This window comes from Flavobacterium sp. FG139, assembly GCF_057809695.1.
In genome coordinates, this window is the sequence record NZ_JBMDKL010000014.1 from 1 (window position 1) to 20,571 (window position 20,571).

General features: G+C 35.3%; 13 protein-coding genes. 4 read left to right on the plus strand and 9 right to left on the minus strand.

What is annotated here, in order from left to right; genetic code table 11:
* A partial coding sequence (locus ACODSI_RS12020; protein ID WP_488917100.1) for a beta strand repeat-containing protein occupies positions 1–4,633 on the minus strand: 4,633 nt, incomplete at its 3' end.
* Between the two features lie 158 nt (positions 4,634–4,791).
* Here ACODSI_RS12020 and folE point away from each other — a divergent pair.
* The 4 genes from folE (at position 4,792) to lgt (ending at position 8,224) form a co-directional block, all read left to right on the plus strand.
* Positions 4,792–5,463: a GTP cyclohydrolase I FolE gene (gene folE, locus ACODSI_RS12025; protein ID WP_488917101.1), complete on the plus strand. Its 672-nt coding sequence runs from the start codon at positions 4,792–4,794 to the stop codon at positions 5,461–5,463.
* A gap of 27 nt (positions 5,464–5,490) precedes the next feature.
* Positions 5,491–6,972: a cysteine--tRNA ligase gene (gene cysS, locus ACODSI_RS12030; RefSeq protein WP_488917102.1), complete on the plus strand. Its 1,482-nt coding sequence runs from the start codon at positions 5,491–5,493 to the stop codon at positions 6,970–6,972.
* Positions 6,973–6,982: 10 nt separating this feature from the next.
* Positions 6,983–7,228: a membrane protein insertion efficiency factor YidD gene (yidD, locus tag ACODSI_RS12035; protein ID WP_488917103.1), complete on the plus strand. Its 246-nt coding sequence runs from the start codon at positions 6,983–6,985 to the stop codon at positions 7,226–7,228.
* Positions 7,229–7,300: 72 nt separating this feature from the next.
* Positions 7,301–8,224, plus strand: a complete 924-nt coding sequence (lgt, locus tag ACODSI_RS12040) for a prolipoprotein diacylglyceryl transferase (RefSeq protein ID WP_488917104.1) — start codon at positions 7,301–7,303, stop codon at positions 8,222–8,224.
* 339 nt (positions 8,225–8,563) lie between these two features.
* Here lgt and secDF read toward each other — a convergent pair whose 3' ends face one another.
* From secDF to ACODSI_RS12080, 8 genes are all read right to left on the minus strand, one after another.
* Positions 8,564–11,557, minus strand: a complete 2,994-nt coding sequence (gene secDF / locus ACODSI_RS12045) for a protein translocase subunit SecDF (protein ID WP_488917105.1) — start codon at positions 11,555–11,557, stop codon at positions 8,564–8,566.
* Between the two features lie 221 nt (positions 11,558–11,778).
* Entirely contained in the window at positions 11,779–12,714 is a 936-nt protein-coding gene (gene mdh, locus ACODSI_RS12050; protein ID WP_488917106.1) for a malate dehydrogenase, read from the minus strand.
* Between the two features lie 27 nt (positions 12,715–12,741).
* Positions 12,742–13,764: a DUF6588 family protein gene (locus ACODSI_RS12055; RefSeq protein ID WP_488917107.1), complete on the minus strand. Its 1,023-nt coding sequence runs from the start codon at positions 13,762–13,764 to the stop codon at positions 12,742–12,744.
* Positions 13,745–15,685: a DNA topoisomerase (ATP-hydrolyzing) subunit B gene (gene gyrB / locus ACODSI_RS12060; RefSeq protein ID WP_488917108.1), complete on the minus strand. Its 1,941-nt coding sequence runs from the start codon at positions 15,683–15,685 to the stop codon at positions 13,745–13,747. Before gyrB ends, ACODSI_RS12055 begins: the two co-directional genes overlap by 20 nt.
* A 320-nt stretch (positions 15,686–16,005) precedes the next feature.
* Positions 16,006–17,679, minus strand: a complete 1,674-nt coding sequence (gene asnB, locus ACODSI_RS12065) for an asparagine synthase B (RefSeq protein ID WP_488917109.1) — start codon at positions 17,677–17,679, stop codon at positions 16,006–16,008.
* 185 nt (positions 17,680–17,864) lie between these two features.
* Entirely contained in the window at positions 17,865–18,308 is a 444-nt protein-coding gene (locus ACODSI_RS12070; protein WP_488917110.1) for a hypothetical protein, read from the minus strand.
* Positions 18,309–18,375: 67 nt separating this feature from the next.
* Complete coding sequence (locus ACODSI_RS12075; protein ID WP_488917111.1) at positions 18,376–20,193, minus strand: TonB-dependent receptor; 1,818 nt, start codon at positions 20,191–20,193, stop codon at positions 18,376–18,378.
* A 6-nt stretch (positions 20,194–20,199) separates the two neighbouring features.
* A complete protein-coding gene (locus tag ACODSI_RS12080; protein WP_488917112.1) occupies positions 20,200–20,562 on the minus strand; it encodes a four helix bundle protein in 363 nt (120 codons plus the stop codon).
* Positions 20,563–20,571: the final 9 nt, after the last annotated feature.

A 20,571-nucleotide genomic window follows, 5' to 3' on the forward strand; every position in this document is an offset into this window, starting at 1 on the left:
CTCCAAAATCATACGTAATACTAGTAATTGGCGCATTCAAACACACCGTTTGTGAAGTGGTAGCTGGTGTAGAGGTTAGCGTTAACGTCGCTAATGGTTGTATCGTAATAGTTCCTGTTAATGTTGGAGCGCCACAAGCGCCTCCTGTAGTGGCAATGGTATAAGGATACGTTCCTGCAGCACTAGAGCTGCCCGAAATAGTTACTGTTGTTCCAGTAGTACTGGCTGTAATGCCTGTTGGTAATCCCGTTACTGTAGCTCCTGTAGCTGATCCTCCAAAAGTGTACGTGATATTGGTAATAGCTGCATTAGCACAAACCGTTTGGGTAGTAGTGGCTGGTGAAGAAGTTAGCGTTAAAGTAGCAACAGGACTAACTGTTATAGTTCCAGACAAAGATGGGAATCCACAGTTTCCTCCTGCTGCAGTTACAGTATAAGTATATGGAGTTGCAGAAGAAACAGTAGGTGTTCCACTAATAGTAACCACATTACCTGAAATAGTTGCAATAACCCCGGCTGGTAAACCTGTTATAGTAGCTCCAATCGCTGAACCTCCAAAGGTATATACAATATTAGTTATTGGAGAGTTAATACAAATAGACTGACTTGTGGTAGGAACTGTTGAAGTAAGAGTCAAAGTACTTACTGGATTTACCGTAATAGTACCTGTTAAAGAAGGTGTTCCACAATTTCCACCTGTAGTCGTTATTGTATAAGGGAAAATACCCGTTGCAGTAGGTGATCCACTGATAGTAACCGTAGTTCCCGATGTTGTAAATGTCACTCCTGTTGGCAACCCTGTTACTGTAGCTCCAGTGGCAGAACCACCAAAGGTATAAACGATATTAGTAATTGGTGAACCTGAACAAACCGTTTGATTAGTGGTTGCAGGTGCAGAAATTAATGTAACTGTTGCTAGTGGGTTCACAGTAATAGTACCTCCTAAAGAAAGTGTACCACAACTACCTCCTGTTGTTGTTACAGTATAAGAATAAGGTGTAGCCGACGAGACGGTAGGTGTTCCACTGATGGTTACTGTAGTACCCGAAACTGTAGCTGTAACACCAGTTGGTAAACCCACAACGGTTGCATTGGTCGCAGTACCTCCAAATGTATATGTAATATTTGTGATTGGGGAGTTGATACAAACTGTTTGATTGGTGGTAGCTGTTGGAGAAGTAAGTGTTAATACAACACCCGGATTAACCGTAATACTTCCTGTTAACGATGGTGTCCCACAATTTCCACCTGTAGTTGTTATAGTATAATTATAAGGAGTTGCTGAAGCTGGAGATGGTGTACCGCTAATAGTAACAGTATTTCCACTAACAGTAGCAGAAACACCTGTTGGTAAACCAGTAACCGTTGCACCAGTCGCTGAACCTCCAAAAGTATAAGTAATATTGGTAATAGCTGTGCCTTCACAAACAGTTTGATTAGTAGTTGAAGCCGCAGAAGTCAAGTTTATTACAGCCAAAGGACTAACAATAACCTGAATCATTTGAAAAGGTCTACACAAAGGATCTGTTGGTGTTGGATTTTCTATGGCATATACATAATAAGTTCCTGCGATATTCGGAAGTGACCCTGTATTTCCTAAAATTGGAGGATCATAAGTAGCTGTTCCTGCTGCTGGTGTTACCGTTGACAGCGGAAGCCCTCCAGTATACATATTAGAACCTGTTTGAATACTATTGAAGTAAACAAAAGACACATCTGAACCTGTAAAATTTGTTGAAACACTAAAAGGTGCTGGATCAGAATTCAAACAAATGGTTTGATTTGATGATGGATTTGTTATTGCGTCACAAGTTGTAGTACATACAATATGTAACGTAAATGGCAACCCATTATAAGTACAGAAAGTAGCATCGTCTTGTATTTGCGTATAAATAACTTCACCATCAACACCAGCATAAGTCCCCGGATTTGGTATTGGAATCCCATTATTCAAATCATTAATAGAAGCATAATAGGAAATTGTTAAACTGGGAACACCATTACTTATTACTGGCGTATTCAAATTCAAATTAAAAGTCGAATTACAGACAGTTAAATCATTACCTGGTGCCGTATTTGGTATTGGAAAATTAGTAAGCGTAAAAGTAGCTGGCAAAATATTACAACCTGGTTTAACTACCGTTAAATTGTAGGTACCAGGTTCAGTAACATTGATAACTTGAGTATTTCCTGCGGTAAAGCCAGGTACATTGGAAGTCCAAGTATAAGTTGTAGCTCCCGAAATAGAGGCCGTTAAAGTTGTAGATGTTCCTTGACAAATTTGATTATCACCAGTGATAGTTAGTGGACAATTTACAATACAAGTTAAAGCTCCTGCACCAGGATTTGTTGAATTGGTTTGATTAAATAAGATGGTTCCTGCTTGATTGGCAAAATTAGTAATCAAGACCATATATACTTGACCTGCCTGTGCATTTGGTATTGTACAAGTTTCTACTGGTGAAGTACTGTAATTACAATCAATAGTATTTGAAGCACCTAAGCCAGTACATGTTGGGCCTGTAAATGGTCCGTAACAAATAAAATCAACATCTAAGTTATTGGATGTAGGAGTTGTCCCTTGTGAAATAGTCAATACAATTGGGCCACTAGTACCCACCTGCATGTAAAACCATGCTGGGTTTGGCGTTGACCCTAGACATCCTCTAGGCCCTGCACTCGCAACACCAGTAGTATTACAATAGCGAATTCCACCACCAGGACAAACTTGAGTTGCACTGGCACAATTGGATGATGGCAAGGTAGCAGAAACGGTTCCTGTTGCCGTATTACTTACACAACCCGTAGCCGTGTTAGTAACTACAACAGTATAATTTCCGATTACTGAAGCATTAAATGTAGAAACATTTCCAGGATTTACTGCAGTTGCAGGAACTGTCCATGAATAAGTGTATGGACCTCCAGCCGGAGTAACCGTAGCATTCATTTGAACTGTAGAACCAACAGCACTACAAAGAATACCATTGTTTACTACTACACTAGGGTTTTGATTTACAGTTATTACTGTTGATTTTGTAAAAGTACACGTAACAGAAGTATTAAAAGAAATATCATCTATGGCAAAATCATTACCTGTAGCTGAAAAAATTCTATCAATCATTGAAATAGTAGCAACAGTACTTGCTCCTGAATTCCATGAATAGGTATATTGTGTCCAGTTTCCACAAGTTACTACTGCTGGAGCAGAAGCAATTCCTATTGAAGTACCATTAATCAATACATCTATCGAAGCAGGGTTTTGAGTAGATAATGACTGAACCCAATAACTAAAACTATAGCTTTGACCTGCAGTAACTGGAATAATTTGTGTCCAAAACTTATCATTACCGCTATTAAAGATTGACCCATCTACAACTAACATTTTTCCTGTTCCAGAAGTATGATCTCCACAAGTAGAAAATCCTGTTTCCCATGAATTTGGGTTGGCTACAACTCCATACGCTCTTTGAACTAGAGCTGTATTTGTTGGATTGTAATATTGATAATTACTAGTAAAACCAGCATTTCCTGATTCAAATCCACCATTAGTTACTAAATTTTTATTGACAGAAACTGAAGAAGATACCGTATAAGTTGTAGTAACAAGTGGCGTAACTGTTGGCGTTGGACTATTAACACTCGTCAACGAAGCATCCAAAGGAGTAGCCGTCCAAGTGTAACCAGTTCCTCCTGCAACAGACAATGTAACACTAGTTCCAACACAAACAGCAGCGTTTGGATTTACCGTTAATGGATTAGTTGGTCCAGAAATGGTTATACCAGCTTGAGTTGTTGTATTACCAGCAGAGTCAGTCACCGAAACAGTATATACTCCTGCTACCAATCCTGTAAAAATTCCAGTGGTATTGGTTTGACTGGAAGTACCAGACAATGAATATGAAGTGTATGTTAGCGACCCATTTATACCATAAGCCACAATAGATCCATCATTAGAACCTGGACAAGAAGTATTAATACTTGAATAGGTTATCTGTAAAGGTTGCAATGGTGGTGTTACTGATAAATCATCTATTGCAAAATCATTACCTACCGAATTAACATTAAAATTCTTAAGTTCAATATTAACACAGGCATTAGTTGGAGTAAAAGTATAAGTTCTAATTTGCCATCCTGTTGCAGGCAAGGGTGCAAGTGTACTTGCTGGCGATGTTACAACAGTAGCATTGTTGAAACTTGCTCTTATATCGGCTTGTGTTGTTGCACCTGTAACCGTATTTGAAATTGATTTTACCCAATAACTAAAAGTATAAGTGGTTCCTACGATTAATCCACAAACACCGCCTCCTGTATTACCGGCTTTCCAAAAACTTGGATTTCCGCCGTCAGTACTACCATCTACAATCATCATTTTACCGGTTCCAGTTCCTGTGGTATGATCAAAACCAGATATAAAATTGGACGAATTATAAGGCTGTGGATTGACTCCGAATGCATAATCTCCAGCAGAGGTTGAGCCAGTTGCTGAAGCAATGAAGTTATATCCTGTATTGTTAATATTAAACCCGGATCCTACTCCTCCCGATTCAAAATCTCCGTTTACGAGAAGATTTTGAGAATACAAACAATTGATAAATAGACTCGTTAATAATATTAAAAGTGTATTTTTTCTCATTATGCAATATATTTTAAGGAGCGAAATATACATATATTTAACTGAAAAATATCTTAAAATTTCCAATTTTTAAAATAAAAGTCCCATATGCTATTTATAAATCAATAATATTTATCTTTGCATTTAAAAAATTGCTAAAAAATTTCTTATCAAAAAAAATGAGTAACAACGAAGATTTTACAGACGAAATAGGAAACAATCACATCGCTTCAAGTGAGCAAACTCCATTGAGAAAAGATGCTTTTGACAAAACCGATGAAGAAAAAATTGAACTTATAAAAAAAGATGTTGAAAGTATTTTAACCACGCTAGGAATGGATTTAACAGACGATAGTCTAAAAGGAACTCCTAACAGAGTGGCCAAAATGTTTGTTAAAGAGATTTTTGGTGGATTAAACCCCAATAAAAAACCAAGTTCTTCAACATTTGACAACAAATACAAATACAATGAAATGTTGGTGGAGAAAAACATTACTGTGTATTCTACTTGCGAACATCACCTTTTGCCGATAGTAGGCAGAGCTCATGTTGCCTATATTTCTAATGGTACTGTAGTTGGTTTATCCAAAATGAATCGAATAGTCGATTATTACGCTAAAAGACCACAAGTTCAAGAGCGATTGACCATACAAATTGTAAAAGAATTGCAAAAAGTTCTCAATACTGAGGATGTTGCATGCATTATTGATGCCAAACATTTATGTGTAAATTCTCGTGGAATTAGAGACATTGAAAGCAGCACTGTTACTGCTGAATTTGGTGGTAAATTCAAAAATGAAAATACCCGCAAAGAGTTCTTAGAATACATCAAATTGGAAACTACTTTTTAATAAACCTACTGACATTACACTTACAGCATGAATCTCTATAAAAATCATACATTAAAAATATACAATTCTCTTTCAAGCGAAAAAGAAACGTTCCAACCATTACACGAAGGTACTATTGGAATGTATGTTTGTGGCCCTACTGTTTACAGCAATGTACATCTAGGAAATGTGAGGACTTTTATGAGTTTTGATGTAATTTACAGGTATCTTTTGCATTTAGAATACAAAGTACGTTATGTTAGAAACATCACTGATGCTGGGCATTTAACCGATGATGGCGATGTAGATAATGATCGATTTGTAAAACAATCGCGACTTGAAAAATTAGAGCCTATGGAAGTGGTTCAAAAATATACTGTCGACTTTCACAAGGTCCTAGATTTGTTCAATTTTCTACCGCCTAGCATCGAGCCAACTGCAACGGGCCACATTTTGGAGCAAATTGAGTTGACAGAAAAGTTGATACACGATGGATTTGCCTATGAAAGTCAGGGTTCGGTATATTTTGATGTTTTAGAATACAACAAAAGAGGTCTAAATTATGGCGAATTGAACAATAGAAATGTTGAAGAACTCATGTCCAACACGCGCGATTTAGATGGCCAAAATGAAAAGAAAAATCCACAAGATTTTGCTCTTTGGAAAAATGCTTCTCCAGCTCATATCATGCGTTGGAATTCACCTTGGGGTGAAGGTTTTCCGGGTTGGCATCTTGAATGTACAGCAATGAGTACAAAATATCTTGGTGAAAAATTTGATATTCATGGTGGTGGAATGGATTTGAAATTTCCGCACCACGAATGTGAAATTGCACAAGGAAAAGCATGTAACGGAACCACTCCTGTAAATTATTGGATGCACACCAACATGCTAACTATGAATGGGCTTCGCATGAGTAAATCAACTGGAAATTACATTCTTCCTTTAGAATTAATAACTGGAAATAATACTTTTTTTGAGAAACCGTTCAATTCAAATATTGTCCGTTTTTGTTTCCTACAAGCACACTATAGAAGTGTTTTAGATATTTCTAACGAAGCTATGGTAGCCAGCGAAAAAGGATACAATCGATTGATGGAAGGATTGGCACTTATAGACCAATTGGAAACTGGTTCAACTTCAACATTAAATATTGAAGAGTGGAAACAAAATTGCTATGAGGCAATGGACGACGATTTCAACACACCAATACTTATTGCTCATTTATTTGAAGGAATTCGTTTTGTAAATCTATTGAATGACAAAAGAGAACAAATTACGGCTTTCGATTTAGAAGTTTTAAAAACTACGTTAGAAACCTTTATTTTTGATGTTTTAGGTATTAAAAATGAGAAAGCTAGTGATAATAGCACTGAAAAACTAGAAGGTGTTATTGAAATGCTAATTGAAATGCGAAATGAAGCAAGAGCCAATAAAAACTGGGGACTTTCTGACGAAATTAGAGACCGACTACTAGCACTTGGCATTCAATTAAAAGACGGCAAAGAAGGTACTTCTTTCATTATTTAACAAACGTACCATGGTAAAACGAATATTGATTTTTCCATTAGTGATGATCATTCGCTTTTACCAAAGTGCCATTTCACCATTTACACCAGCAACTTGCCGGTTTGAGCCTACATGTTCCTATTATTTTTTAGAAGCACTTAAAGTTCACGGTTTATGGAAAGGATCCTATCTCGGTATCAAAAGAATAGCCAGCTGCCATCCATGGGGCAAAAGCGGATACGACCCTGTACCCGAAAAAAAATGTTCTCACAAATAACATAATTTTAAAAAGTAATACACTTTTAATTACTATTTTTGATAAATTTCAAACAATAAAACCCCAAAAAAAATGATTTGGAACCCATCAGAAGGAATGCACTTAGGGCCTATTAACTTAAGAATCTACAGCTTAATGTTTGTAATAGCTTTTGGACTTGGCTATTACATTATGAAACGAATTTTCATAAACGAAAAAGAATCCATAGACAAACTCGACACTTTATTTATTTGGACTGTTTTAGCTACTTTGCTTGGTGCTCGATTGGGTCACGTTTTCTTTTACGATTGGGAATACTTCAGAAATCATCCGCTTGAAATATTATTGCCTTTCAAATTTGAACCCGAATTTCAATTTACTGGTTTTGCAGGATTAGCCAGTCATGGTGCAGCTATAGCTATTATTTTAGTGATGTATTTTTACAGCAAAAACGTAATCAAAAGACCTATGTTGTGGGTTTTAGATAGAGTAGTAATTCCTGTGGCATGTGGTGCTATTTTTGTTCGAATTGGTAATTTTTTTAACTCGGAGATTGTAGGTAAAGTAACAGACAATACCACTTTTGGAGTTCGATTTGTAAGAGATTCTTTTTCGCCTCAAGATGCTATGGATAAAACACAAATAGCGGATCCAGAAAAAGCATACAACGCAATTGTCAACAATCCAAAATTTGCTGAGTTATTAGCGCAAGTACCTCTTAAACATCCTGCACAGTTATACGAATCGTTCTGTTATATCTTTGTCTTTTTTATACTATTATTTTTATATTGGAAAACACAAACGGCTGAAAAACACGGATTACTTTTTGGGATATTCTTAATCTTACTATGGTCGGTTCGTTTTGCCGTAGAATATGTAAAAGGAAGTCAAGGTGGTATTGAAAATCTATTAGGGCTTTTTACAACCGGACAATGGCTCAGTATACCATTTATTATGATTGGTGTTTACTTCTTATTTATGGCAGAGAAACCCTTACCAGAAGACATCGATTTTTAATCAACAACTTAAAAAATAGAGAGAGCCGAAATGGCTCTCTTTTTTTATCTAAATTTCAGGAATTTTTATATAATAAGAAATCGTGAAGTAACTATAGCAAGTTTAGCATTTAAGAAGTGATTTAAAGCTAAAATAACCACTCTTTTCAAGCTAGTACTGTCATTTTTAAAATAAGAAAAAGCATTCTATTGACAAATAACAAAACTTCAACTTAGTAATTAACAGTAAGAACTTTTTATCAAACCAATACGTTTTAATATTAAAGGAATCTCACGCTATTCAAGCAAAAAAAAACTACTTCATTGCTGAAGTAGTTTTTATATGAACTAATTTTAAATATTATTCTTGATCAGTAAAGTGACGTTTTTCAATATCTTCTAAATCTGATTTACCCATTGTGTCTACCAATACTGGAGTTGCAATGAATAACGATGAATAGGTTCCAACAACGATACCCACAAGCATTGCAAAGATAAATCCTCTGATTGATTCACCTCCAAATAAGAACATCGTTAATAACACTAAAATCATCATCAATGACGTATTTAACGTTCTAGATAAAGTAGTATTAATAGAAGCATTTACAACATCTTTAAAATGCCCTTTTTTGTTACCTGCCAAGAACTCACGAATTCTATCAAATACAATTACAGTATCATTCATAGAGTAACCAATTACAGTTAAGATAGCTGCAATGAAATGTTGATCCATTTCCATGTGGAATGGCATTACTTTATACAATAAAGAGTAGATTCCTAATACGAAAATAACATCATGGAATACCGCAGCAATAGCTCCTAAAGAATATTGCCATTTACGGAATGAAACTACTAGGTACAATCCAACAACCAACATAGCTCCGATTACAGCCCAAAACGAATTGGTTTTAATATCTGCAGAAATGGTTGCACTTACTTTAGAACCTTGTAAAATTCCGTAAACTTTACCTTGGTATAAATTCACAAATTTATCATACGAAATATTGTTAAAGTATTTCCCTAATGCATCGTGTAATTTTTTATTAACTTCAGCATCAACAGCGGTACCTTCCTCTTTTATTTTGTATTTAGTAGTCAATTTTAATTGATCAGAATCACCAAATACTTTTGCTTCAACAGAAGTTCCAAAAGCTTTCGATAATTCGTCTGAAACTACAGTTGGATCAACTGGTTTTTCAAATTTAATTTGGAACGTTCTTCCTCCAACAAAATCAACACCCTCATCAAGTCCGTTTACGAAGAAAATAGAAACTAAACTTCCAATAACCACTACTGAAGAGAAAAGATAAGTCCATTTTTTAACTCCAACGAAATCAAAATGGAAACCAGTAAACCAGTTTTTAGTGATAGGTGTAGTGAATGTTAAATTTTTATTGTTAGCCACATCTCTGTCGATAAAAATTCTAGCGATAAAAATTGACGTAAATAATGAGGTTAAAATACCAATTAACAATGTTGTTGCAAAACCTTGAATTGGTCCTGTACCGAAGATGAATAAAATCGCACCAGTTAATACGTGAGTTACGTTTGCATCAATGATAGAACGCATAGCACCTTTCCAACCGTATGATGTTTTCACAGCATCGGCCAAAGTTTTACCATCACGCAATTCTTCTTTTGCTCTTTCATAAATAATAATGTTCGCATCTACCGCAGTACCCAATGTTAATACGATACCTGCAATACCTGGTAATGTTAATACAGCACCTAAGCTAGCCAATATTCCGAATAAGAAAAGTAAGTTAACTAATAATGCTATGTTTGCATACCAACCCGCTTTTCCATAATAGAAAACCATCCATAAACATACTAACAAGAAACCTACGATTGAAGAGGTGGTACCAGCATCAATAGCTTTTTGTCCTAAAGATGGCCCAACCACTTCTGATTGTACAATTTCTGCAGCAGCAGGCAATTTACCAGCTCTTAATACGTTTGCTAAATCTTTAGTTTCTGAAACATCAAAATTTCCAGAAATTTCAGATCTACCACCAGCAATTGGTCCTGAAGAAACACCTGGAGCTGAATACACTACATTATCGAGTGCAATTGCAATATAGCCTTTTGTAGTAAAAGCATTTCCTGTCAACTCTTCCCATTTTTTAGCACCAATACCGTTCATTTGCATTGAAACAGCTGGTTTTCCTAATTGGTCAAAAGTATCTCTTGCGTCAGTAATAACACCACCACTCAAAGGCGCTTTGTTATCTTTATTTCCTTTTAAAGCGTATAATTCAAAAGTTTCTTCGTCCTTTTTGGTAACGTCATTTTTAACCGTATTTGGTTTTCCCCAAACAAATTTAACGAAACGTTTATCCGCTGGTATTAAAGCACGAATTTCTGGTCTTTTGAAATAAGCATTTATTTTAGCAGTATCTTTTACCGAAACAACCCCTAAAACTGGTCCTCCACCTTGAGAAACAAATTTGTCTAACAATGGGTTACCTCCTTTTTTACTGGCAGCAACTGAGTCTTTAGATTTATTATTCGTTAACATAGCCGTTAATGAATCTTGAGCAGCAGTTTTAACTTCTTTGGTTACAACCGCTTTTTCAGAACTTTTCAACGCCTCATTAGCCGACATTAAAAATGGTCCGATTTCATCAATTTTATAGGTTTCCCAAAACTCCAATTGCGCTGTAGATTGCAATAATTTTTTGATACGATCTACATCTTTAGCTCCTGGTAATTCAACTAAAATTCTTCCTGTTTGCCCTAATTTAGCAATGTTTGGCTGTGTTACACCAAATTTATCGATACGTTTTCTAAGTACTCCAAAAGCACTTTCTACAGACTCGTCAACTTTTCTTCTGATTACCTTTTTAACTTGGTCATCAGTCATTTTGAAGTTGATTTCATCTGCTAAATTTTTGTTAGCAAAAATATCTGGAGAAGCTAATTTTACTGTACCTTTTGAATTGGTATCAAAAGCTTCAAAAAACGCATCTAGATACGATTGATTTCCTCTTTGATTTGTTTTAGCATCCGCCAATGCTTTATTGAAAACTGCATTTTTAGAATCGTTTGCAAGACCTTTCAAAACATCTTTAACCGAAATTTGAAGGATTACGTTAATACCTCCTTCAAGGTCAAGACCTTTGTTAATTTGTTTGGCACTTACATCAGCATAAGTATAATCTACTAACCCAAATAAGCTAAATACTTTTTTGTTTTTAAGATCATTCAAATAGTCCACTTCCTTTTGCTGATTCCCTTTTGCAAAAGCTTTAGCGTCATTTTTTACGCTGTTAGAAACGAAGGTGAAAGAAAGTTGGTAAATACTTACCAATGCAAATAGAATTGCGAAAAATTTAATAAGTCCTTTATTCTGCATTATTACTAAAAATTAATTAATTTTTGTTTGTTGGATTTCAAAAAACAAGTTAATATCAAGTAAACTATTGATTTTCAAGTTAAATCAAAAGAAATACCCGACTACACGTTTTTTGAAACGTGCAAATATATAATTAACCTAAAGATTAACAAATTATTTACACATTAATATCAAAAAAAAGACTGCAAAAATGCAGTCTTTTTAATTTATTTACTGAAATGTTATGCTAAAACCGATTTCAAATCGGCATTCATTGCTCTAACTGCTTCGGCACTTTTAGCAAATTTTGCTTTTTCTTCTTCGTTCAAATTGATGTCAACAATTTTTTCCACACCATTTTTCCCAATAATACAAGGTACTCCGATACAGATATCACTTTGACCATATTCACCATCCAACATCACTGAACAAGGAATCATTTTCTTTTGATCGTTTAAAATAGCGTCCACTAAAAAGGCCACTGACGCACCTGGCGCATACCAAGCCGAAGTACCCAGTAAAGCCGTAAGCGTTGCTCCACCAACCATAGTATCTGCAGCAACTTTAGCCAACTCTTCTTCTGAAAGGAATTGTGAAACTGGCACTCCGTTATAGGATGCTAAACGCGTTAATGGAATCATAGTGGTATCACCATGTCCACCTACAACCATTCCTTGAATATCGTTAGCTGGTTTGTCCAATGCTAATGATAAATACGTTTTGAAGCGAGAACTGTCTAATGTACCTCCCATTCCAATGATTCTATTCTTTGGTAAACCTGTCGCTTTTAAGGTTAAATACGTCATGGTATCCATTGGATTAGAAACTACCACAACGATGGCATTTGGAGAATGTGCTAATAAATTTTCGGCTACTCCTTTTACAATACCAGCATTGATTCCAATTAATTCTTCACGAGTCATTCCTGGTTTTCTTGGAATTCCAGAGGTAATTACTACGACATCACTTCCTGCCGTTTTCGAATAATCGTTGGTACTTCCCACCATTTTAGTATTGAATCCTAAAGTGGTTTGTGTTTGCATAATGTCCAAAGCTTTTCCTTCTGCAAATCCTTCTCTAATGTCTAATAGTACGATTTCACTCGCAATTCTTCTGTAAGCAATAGCGTCAGCACAAGTGGCACCAACATTTCCTGCTCCTACTATGGTAACTTTCATTGTATTGTGTGTTATATTGATAATAAATTAAAATTCGTATTGAACCGATAGGTTTGTGTTTACAAATTTACCAAATGCTACGGTACTTTGTACATAAAATTTGCTAAATTGATATCTACCTGAAATTTCTCCTATATAATTGAATTTGGTTTTGTAAATATCACGTAATTTTTCATTTAAAATGTACTGAACAGGAATCACATCTTCAATTTGACCGCGTTCGCCAGTAAACATATATTTGAAGTCGCTTCGGTTAGAAATAGCACTCGCCATTAATTCAAATCGCTTCCATTCTTTAGATGCACTGACTTGAAATTGCCAAGTATCGACTTTACCAGTAATTCTATTAATCCCTAAATTACCATAGGATGTATAGGTGTCTAAAAAGTCGAAACTAATATCTTCTTTAGAATATGCTAAAAGTGCGGCTAAATTGATTTTATGTTTTTCGAGTGACTTAAAATACTGACTGAAATTGTGTTTCAATCCAAATCCATACACTTGGTAATTGCCTCTTTTTAGCTTGACCTTTGCCGAATATTTACCTACTACTTCAAAACCTTTCCAAAGCGAAATAGAGCCTTGTAAATAAGGATAAAAAATACTTTCCTGATTCACTCCATTAGGCGCAGCCATTCTGATTTGATTGTTGTCAATTTGACCTACCAAATAATATTGTGTATCACTTCCCAAAGCAGTCGGAACTGTTGCAGAGGTTTGATTTTCAATAGTAAAAAACGAAAAATCAGAATTATTAATTACAAAACTTCGATCTCTTTTGGGCACAAAAAAAACGTTACCGTGTAATCCCAACGTAACGTCATATAATTTTCTCTTTTTAGGAGAAGTCATCCAACCTGCAGAAGCCTGATAAACCGCAGCATCAGTGGCAGGTGTAATATATTTTTCTGAGTACAGAGTGGCATCGTTTAAAAACCTACCAATTTCTTCAAAGGTTTGAGCGGTTTGAGAAAAGGATCTGCCTGTAAAAAACAAGCAAATCCCTAAAATGGTATATTTACAAAACCTATTATGCATCGATATTAGCATAAACGGCATTTTTCTCGATAAATTCTCTACGAGGCGGAACCTCATCACCCATTAACATTGAGAATACGCGATCTGCTTCAGCTAAACTTTCGATGGTTACCTGACGTAAAGTTCTAAAACTTGGATCCATGGTAGTTTCCCATAATTGTTCTGCATTCATTTCTCCAAGACCTTTATAACGTTGAATAGCAGCGCTTCCGCCCATTCTTTCATTGGCTAAATCACGTTGATCATCAGTCCAAGCGTATTCTTTTTTATTCCCTTTTTTAACCAAATACAACGGTGGCGCTGCAATATAAATGTGTCCGCCTTCGATTAATTCTCTCATAAATCGGAAGAAGAATGTCAGAATTAAAGTAGCAATGTGACTACCATCGACATCGGCATCACACATAATAATTACTTTATGGTAGCGCAATTTTTCTAAATTTAACGCTTTAGAATCTTCTTCAGTTCCGATGGTTACTCCAAGTGCTGTAAAGATATTTCGAATTTCTTCGTTTTCAAACACCTTGTGGTGCATCGCTTTTTCCACATTCAAAATCTTACCTCTTAATGGTAAAATAGCTTGAAAATTTCGATCACGACCTTGTTTAGCGGTTCCACCAGCCGAATCTCCCTCAACTAAATAAACTTCACATTTTGCTGGATCTTGTTCTGAACAATCAGACAATTTTCCTGGTAAACCTCCACCGCCTAAAACGGTTTTACGCTGTACCATTTCACGTGCTTTCTTAGCCGCATGACGGGCTTGAGCCGCAAGAATTACTTTTTGAACAATGATTTTGGCATCGTTTGGATTTTCTTCCAAATAATTTTCTAGCATTTCAGAAACTGCTTGTGAAACTGGAGAAACGACTTCTCTGTTTCCTAATTTGGTCTTGGTTTGTCCTTCAAATTGTGGTTCGGATACTTTTACTGAAATAATAGCCGTTAAACCTTCACGGAAATCATCACCTGAAATTTCAAATTTCAATTTGTCTAACAACCCTGAAGCATCCGCATATTTTTTCAGCGTACGAGTTAATCCCATACGGAATCCTTGTAAATGCGTACCTCCTTCGTGTGTATTGATATTATTTACATACGAAAAAATATTTTCAGAATAGCTCGTATTATACACCAGCGCCACTTCTACAGGTATCTCACCTTTTTCGTGCTCCATGCTAATTACATGCGAGATAATTGGCTCACGACCACCATCTAAAAAGCGAACGAATTCTTTTAAACCTTCTTTAGAATGGAAGATTTCCGAATTAAATTCCCCTTTATCATTCACATCTCTTTTGTCGGTAAGAGTAATGCTAATTCCTTTGTTCAAAAACGACAACTCACGCATACGAGCTGCAAGAGTATCATAAGAATATTCTATTGTTTGTGTAAAAATAGTTTTATCAGGATGGAACGTAACCATTGTACCACGCTTTGTTGTCTCACCAACTTGCTTTACTGGGTACATTGCTTTTCCTTTTTCGTATTCTTGTTCGTATATTTTTCCGTCTCTAAAAACAGTTGCTTTTAAATGATCTGAAAGTGCATTCACACACGAAACCCCAACACCGTGAAGTCCTCCCGAAACTTTATAGGAATCTTTATCGAATTTACCTCCAGCACCAATTTTAGTCATTACCACTTCAAGTGCAGAAACACCTTCTTTTTTGTGCATATCCACTGGAATACCACGACCGTTATCTTCTACAGAAACCGAATTATCTTCGTTAATAAATACACTGATGGTATCACAATGACCTGCCAATGCCTCATCAATGGAGTTATCTACAACTTCATAAACTAAATGGTGTAAACCTCTAACGCCAGTATCTCCAATGTACATGGATGGACGCATTCTTACGTGCTCCATTCCTTCTAACGCCTGAATACTGTCGGCTGAATAGCTATTTTTTTTAATTTCGTCGCTCATAATAAATTATATCGTATATATGATTTTTGTCTAACACGCAAATATACAAAAGCAAAGACGATTTTAAAGCGATTTTAAGCAATTTATAGCACAAGTTATCAACATTTATGTTTTAATAAATTTTAATTGATTTAAAGCCGTTTTTTAGATAATTAAAAGATATAAAAACCTTAACTAGCTGACTGGTTATTCTTTACACATAAAAAAAACGCCAATCAAAAGAGAAAGGCGTTTTTAAAACAAACAAACTAAACTTCAATTTAAAATCAAGTAAACTACTCTTGATTCTAATCGTTCAACATCATTTTATCAAATGATATTTATATTTTAACATAAGCATCGTCGTGCACATGGGCCACTGCTCTACCTGATGGATCATTTAAGTTCTTAAAAGCTTCATCCCATTCTAAAGCAATTTTGGTACTGCAAGCCACACTAGCTTCCTGTGGCACGCACAATGCAGCAGCATCACTTGGGAAATGTTCTGTAAATAGGGAACGGTAATAATATTCTTCTTTAGACGTTGGCGTTTGAAGTGGAAACTTGTATTTGGCATTAGCCAATTGCTCATCAGAAATTTCTACGGCTACCATTTCTTTCAAGGTATCAATCCAACTGTAGCCAACACCATCACTAAATTGTTCTTTTTGTCTCCAAGCGACACTGGCTGGCAACATATCTTCAAATGCTTTGCGAAGCACCCATTTTTCCGTGCGTTCGCCGTTAATCATTTTATCTTGTGGATTGATGCGCATAGCAACATCCATGAATTCTTTGTCTAAAAACGGTACGCGTCCTTCAATTCCCCATGCCGCCAAACTTTTATTGGCACGTAAACAATCGTACATGTGCAGTTTGCTTAATTTTCGAACAGTTTCTTCGTGAAATTCTCGAGCATTAGGAGCCTTGTGAAAATACAAATAGCCGCCAAACAATTCGTCGGAACCTTCGCCTGAAAGTACCATTTTGATTCCCATCGATTTGATAACTCGAGCCATTAAATACATTGGCGTTGAAGCTCTAATGGTCGTTACATCATAGGTTTCTAAATTATAAATTACATCACGAACGGCATCCAACCCTTCTTGAATGGTAAATTTTATTTCGTGGTGAATGGTTCCTAAATGATCGGCTACCACTTGAGCAGCTGCCAAATCGGGTGAACCTTCTAAACCAACGGCAAAGGAGTGTAATTGTGGATACCAAGCGTCTTTTGTATCGCCCGATTCAATTCGTTTTTGGGCATATTTTTTGGCTACAGCCGAAGTAATAGACGAATCTAAACCACCTGAAAGTAAAACACCATAAGGCACATCACTCATTAATTGTCTGTGTACCGCAGCTTCCAATGCAGTTTTAATGGCCGCAATACTCGTTTCATTATCTTTTACGGCGTCATATTCAGTCCATTCTCTGTGGTACCATTTTACAAACTCACCATCTTTACTGGATAAATAATGTCCGGGTGGAAACAATTCTATTTTAGTACAGAATCCTTCTAAAGCTTTCAATTCGGAAGCGACATAAAAGGTGCCGTGTTGGTCCCAACCGATATATAACGGAATAATCCCCATGTGGTCGCGAGCTACAAAATACTCGTCTTTCTCAACATCATAAATGGCAAATCCGAAGATTCCGTTTAATTCATCTATAAAATGAACACCTTTTTCTTGGTATAAGGCTAGAATAACTTCACAGTCACTTTCCGTTTGAAATGTATATTTTCCTTCAAATTGTTTGCGTAATGCTCTATGATTGTAGATTTCACCGTTGGCGGCTAGCACCAAACTTTTATCTTCACTAAACAGCGGTTGCTTTCCAGAAGCTGGATCGACAATTGCTAATCTTTCGTGGGCTAAAATTGCTTTATCATTACTAAAAATACCGCTCCAATCGGGTCCGCGGTGACGGATGATTTTTGACATTTCTAACACTTGAGGTCTTAATACTTCTGATTTTTGTTTTAAATCGAAGGCGCATACAATTCCGCACATAATCTTCTTCTTTAATTATTTATTTGATGAAGCAAAATTGCAGTATTACTTCTACTATTAAAACCAAAAAAGAATAATTAGTTATAAATTACAACTAAAAATAAGATTTAAAATATAATTTTAAAGTAAATCTGTTTTAAATTGAGGTTTTGGATTTGAGATTGTTATTTAAGAATTCTGATTTCTTATTGAATGGTTTGAATAGTATACTTCGTCCCATTAATTTCAAACTCATAACCCACTTCATTTCCCATCAATTTACTTCCTAAAGGCGATTGTGGAGAAACTGCTATAATGGTTTTATTATCAACTGTTATTTTTGGTAATGCAGCACTTATAAATAACAACATTCCATTGGCTTGTACCAAACTTCCCAAAGCAATTTTAGTATGATTTGCGGTAGCATCAATTTTATCTAGAATTGCTTTTTGATCAAGGATTTCTTTGAGCTTATGATTGAGTTTTTCTTGCTCAAGATGCATCATAGACAATGCCGTTTCGTGCTTATCGCCAGCCGAACCTTTGGCGTCATTTTGAGCATCTTCGGTTAAACCCGAAATCATATCACGAAAAACATCGATTTTGTCTTGAAGTAACTGCTGGTGTTGATATAGAATTTTATCTTTCATAATTGGATTATTAGACAGTTAGACTAGTTAGATTTCTAACAATCTAATAATCTTTAAGTCTAATTTTCTAGAAATCAAATTTATAATTAGCGCCGACTAATACCTGAATTCCTTGTACGGGATAATTCATCCAACGTTGGTAGTTTTGATTGGCTAAGTTATTTCCTTTCAAGAAAAAAGTCAGTCGATCATTGTGTTTGTAACCTAAATGGGCATTCAAATCAAAATAACTGTCTAGATTAGTTGTTTCTGTAGAATACGTTGGTGGAAAAATAGCTAATGCGGTTTGAACAAACTTAAGTTCTTTTCGTTCACCTACAAAGAAAACATTTGCTCCTGCATACCATTTTGGAGTTATATTAAAATCAATAGTAGAACCTAATTTTATTCCTGGTAAATTCCATGCTTCTTGCTCATTTTTAGTAGAATAACTATTAAAAGTTCCGTTGATTCCAAAAGAAACATTCTTAGAAAAATCGGCTTTTAATTCCCCAAAGAAACTCACTGTTTTTACATTATCATAAACTACATTAAACGAGTTTCCATGAGTATATCCTTCCTTATTTGTATTATAATTTGAAAAAATATTACTTAAAAACAATGCTTTATTATCTTCATTCATCACCGAACCACGAATGTTATACCCAATTGTATTGGCTAATTTTCCTTTTAAACCGACATACACATCAAACTTTTGGTCGGTTGGCGCAACAGCTAGAGTTGGTGAAACAAAGAAATTTTCTTGTGCAAATTCTTGATACGAATTTTGTTTTAACGTTCCTTCGGCTCCAGCATAAGCCACCATCAAATCACCAACCACTTTATAAGAACCGGTTATGTTTGGATAGACAAATAATTTATTTTTTGCCGTAGTTGTTCCTGTTTCAGTTGCCATACTATAGAAAATACCTACTCCAACATTGACCGAAAAATCATCTTTATTGATTTGGAAACTTGGCGCAACACCAACATTGGTATAACCATATTTCAAGCCCGAAATATCATAATAGTCTTTTTGAAATTTACCATTAATATAATCCAACACAAAATCGGTTTTTAATTTTACATCCATCACATCAAACTGTAATGAAGGCTTAGCAACAAAGCGATTTTCACCAGAAGAAAAACCATCTGAAAAATGATTGAAACGGAATGTTGCTTCTTTAAAAGCACTCTCGTTAACTGACAATCTTCCGCCTAAATAAATATTTTGATACGTTTGTTTTGGATTGATTCCGTTTAAAAATAAGTCTTTATCTGACGGTGATAAACCTTCATACAAAATTGGGTTCAAACCATACCAGTTATACGTTTGACGTTGGTAACCAATATCACCATTCCAAGCCAGTTTTTGAGTTCTACTGCCGTACGTTACATCCAAAGCAGAATTAGAATAATTATTATCCAATGCTACATTTTTGATACCGCCTTGCGATGACAAATGACGCAACATAGCACCTACATAATCACCACTTTCTAAGGTTTGAGTTACAAACAATTCGGCGTTGATGTTACCATAATTTCCAGCGGCTAATGTCGCATAATTGTTGAACAATTTTTCTTTCGCTCCATTTTCTACACCAGCGGCTTTTCCTTTAGAAGGTGTAAAAGTGGACGCCACAGGAAAAGAAAATATATTGTATTGAATATTTTCTTTTTTAGAGTTTTCGTCGTCGTCTAAAGATGGGGTTTCTTTTACTTTAAATGCATCCGAAATGGTTGGTGTGTAGGGTTTAACCACATTAACCACTTCGGTACCGATATCACCATCTTGCTTTTGCGCAAATGAAATTTGAGTGGTTACTATTAGACAAATAGATAATAGACGAATAGATGATAGACTTTCGAATATTGTGAATTGAGATATATTTTTTATAAAATTCATTTTCTTTTAGTTTAAAGTATTTTGAAACGTCATGGTTGCTTTTTGGAATTCCTCTAATTTAGATTCTATATTGTGGGTAACATCATCAGAAATAAAGTTACACGAGTTAGCTATTAATAATTGTGTTTGAAGTTCAAAAGATGAACCTAATGCGATGTCTAAAAAATGACTAAATGATTTATTCGTTCTGCTAGAACCCTCAGCGATATTTGATGACATTGATACAGAACATCGATTCATTTGACTAATTAACCCATACTTTTCTATACTTGGAAAATTTGATGTTAATTCAAAAATCATTTTTGCAATTTCCATTGACATTTGCCAAACTTTAAGTTTCTTAAAATTATGTCTTTTAAAATCATTCATAGTATTTAA

Bases quoted from the DNA above. Each gene is read 5' to 3' on its own strand.
- folE (WP_488917101.1), top strand. From the start codon at position 4,792: ATGAGTAACAACGAAGATTTTACAGACGAAATAGGAAACAATCACATC.
- cysS (WP_488917102.1), top strand. From the start codon at position 5,491: ATGAATCTCTATAAAAATCATACATTAAAAATATACAATTCTCTTTCA.
- yidD (WP_488917103.1), top strand. From the start codon at position 6,983: ATGGTAAAACGAATATTGATTTTTCCATTAGTGATGATCATTCGCTTT.
- lgt (WP_488917104.1), top strand. From the start codon at position 7,301: ATGATTTGGAACCCATCAGAAGGAATGCACTTAGGGCCTATTAACTTA.
- secDF (WP_488917105.1), bottom strand. From the start codon at position 11,557: ATGCAGAATAAAGGACTTATTAAATTTTTCGCAATTCTATTTGCATTG.
- mdh (WP_488917106.1), bottom strand. From the start codon at position 12,714: ATGAAAGTTACCATAGTAGGAGCAGGAAATGTTGGTGCCACTTGTGCT.
- ACODSI_RS12055 (WP_488917107.1), bottom strand. From the start codon at position 13,764: ATGCTAATATCGATGCATAATAGGTTTTGTAAATATACCATTTTAGGG.
- gyrB (WP_488917108.1), bottom strand. From the start codon at position 15,685: ATGAGCGACGAAATTAAAAAAAATAGCTATTCAGCCGACAGTATTCAG.
- asnB (WP_488917109.1), bottom strand. From the start codon at position 17,679: ATGTGCGGAATTGTATGCGCCTTCGATTTAAAACAAAAATCAGAAGTA.
- ACODSI_RS12070 (WP_488917110.1), bottom strand. From the start codon at position 18,308: ATGAAAGATAAAATTCTATATCAACACCAGCAGTTACTTCAAGACAAA.
- ACODSI_RS12075 (WP_488917111.1), bottom strand. From the start codon at position 20,193: ATGAATTTTATAAAAAATATATCTCAATTCACAATATTCGAAAGTCTA.
- ACODSI_RS12080 (WP_488917112.1), bottom strand. From the start codon at position 20,562: ATGAATGATTTTAAAAGACATAATTTTAAGAAACTTAAAGTTTGGCAA.